This is a genomic window from Halomonas sp. SSL-5, from assembly GCF_030708455.1.
GTDB lineage: Bacteria > Pseudomonadota > Gammaproteobacteria > Pseudomonadales > Halomonadaceae > Halomonas.
Genome location: NZ_JAUYWF010000023.1, coordinates 1 through 1,973, shown reverse-complemented (window position 1 = coordinate 1,973; position 1,973 = coordinate 1). Strand labels below are relative to the sequence as shown.

1 tRNA gene and 1 rRNA gene are annotated in these 1,973 nt (G+C 55.2%); both read right to left on the bottom strand.

The window, feature by feature from the left end:
- Window positions 1–86: 86 nt before the first annotated feature.
- A tRNA-Ile gene (locus tag RAN53_RS16290) sits at window positions 87–163 on the bottom strand.
- A gap of 94 nt (window positions 164–257) precedes the next feature.
- Window positions 258–1,798, bottom strand: a 16S ribosomal RNA gene (locus tag RAN53_RS16285).
- Window positions 1,799–1,973: the final 175 nt, after the last annotated feature.

Genomic DNA, 1,973 nt, shown 5'->3' with positions numbered 1-1,973 from the left:
GAACAAACCCCGCGACCTCACCCTTCTCTTTACAGAATACCCGGGGGTGCGCTCTCACCAACTGAGCGCTCCGGCCATTCAGAGAATGGTGGGTCTGGGCAGATTTGAACTGCCGACCTCACCCTTATCAGGGGTGCGCTCTAACCAACTGAGCTACAGACCCGAAGGTCACGCTGGGCCTATACCCAAACAGTCTTTTGCTCTGGTCGATCAGGTAATTCATTGTGAGCACTTGCCGACAGTCGGAGACATATCGATAAGGAGGTGATCCAGCCGCAGGTTCCCCTACGGCTACCTTGTTACGACTTCACCCCAGTCATGAACCACACCGTGGTGATCGCTCCCCCGAGGGTTAAGCTAACCACTTCTGGTGCAGTCCACTCCCATGGTGTGACGGGCGGTGTGTACAAGGCCCGGGAACGTATTCACCGTGACATTCTGATTCACGATTACTAGCGATTCCGACTTCACGGAGTCGAGTTGCAGACTCCGATCCGGACTGAGACCGGCTTTTCGGGATTAGCTCCACCTCGCGGCTTCGCAACCCTTTGTACCGGCCATTGTAGCACGTGTGTAGCCCTACTCGTAAGGGCCATGATGACCTGACGTCGTCCCCACCTTCCTCCGGTTTGTCACCGGCAGTCTCCCTAGAGTTCCCACCATTACGTGCTGGCAAATAGGGACAAGGGTTGCGCTCGTTACGGGACTTAACCCAACATTTCACAACACGAGCTGACGACGGCCATGCAGCACCTGTCTGTGCGTTCCCGAAGGCACCAAGGTATCTCTACCAAGTTCGCACGATGTCAAGAGTAGGTAAGGTTCTTCGCGTTGCATCGAATTAAACCACATGCTCCACCGCTTGTGCGGGCCCCCGTCAATTCATTTGAGTTTTAACCTTGCGGCCGTACTCCCCAGGCGGTCGACTTATCGCGTTAACTGCGCCACAAAGGTCACAAGGACCCCAACGGCTAGTCGACATCGTTTACGGCGTGGACTACCAGGGTATCTAATCCTGTTTGCTACCCACGCTTTCGCACCTCAGCGTCAGTGTCAGTCCAGAAGGCCGCCTTCGCCACTGGTATTCCTCCCGATCTCTACGCATTTCACCGCTACACCGGGAATTCTACCTTCCTCTCCTGCACTCTAGCCTGACAGTTCCGGATGCCGTTCCCAGGTTGAGCCCGGGGCTTTCACAACCGGCTTATCACGCCGCCTACGCGCGCTTTACGCCCAGTAATTCCGATTAACGCTCGCACCCTCCGTATTACCGCGGCTGCTGGCACGGAGTTAGCCGGTGCTTCTTCTGTGGGTGATGTCCTCCCTCGAGGGTATTGGCCCCGAGGATTTCTTCCCCACTGAAAGTGCTTTACAACCCGAAAGCCTTCTTCACACACGCGGCATGGCTGGATCAGGCTTTCGCCCATTGTCCAATATTCCCCACTGCTGCCTCCCGTAGGAGTTCGGGCCGTGTCTCAGTCCCGATGTGGCTGATCATCCTCTCAGACCAGCTACGGATCGTCGCCTTGGTGAGCCGTTACCTCACCAACCAGCTAATCCGACATAGGCTCATCCGATAGCGCAAGGTCCGAAGATCCCCTGCTTTCTCCCGTAGGACGTATGCGGTATTAGCCTGGGTTTCCCCAGGTTATCCCCCACTACCGGGCAGATTCCTATGCATTACTCACCCGTCCGCCGCTCGACGCCTGGAAGCAAGCTTCCATCGTTTCCGCTCGACTTGCATGTGTTAGGCCTGCCGCCAGCGTTCAATCTGAGCCATGATCAAACTCTTCAGTTTAAGATCATAAGTGCTTGAAGTAGCACCAAACTTGGCTCAAGGTTCAAACGTTCTCAAATAGATCCGAAGATCTATGACGAGTCGCTTGCCTTGATGGTTCAATGACATGATCACCGAGCCATCGGCAAGCGCCCACATGAATTACCTGATCGATTGTTAAAGAGCGGCTTCGAAC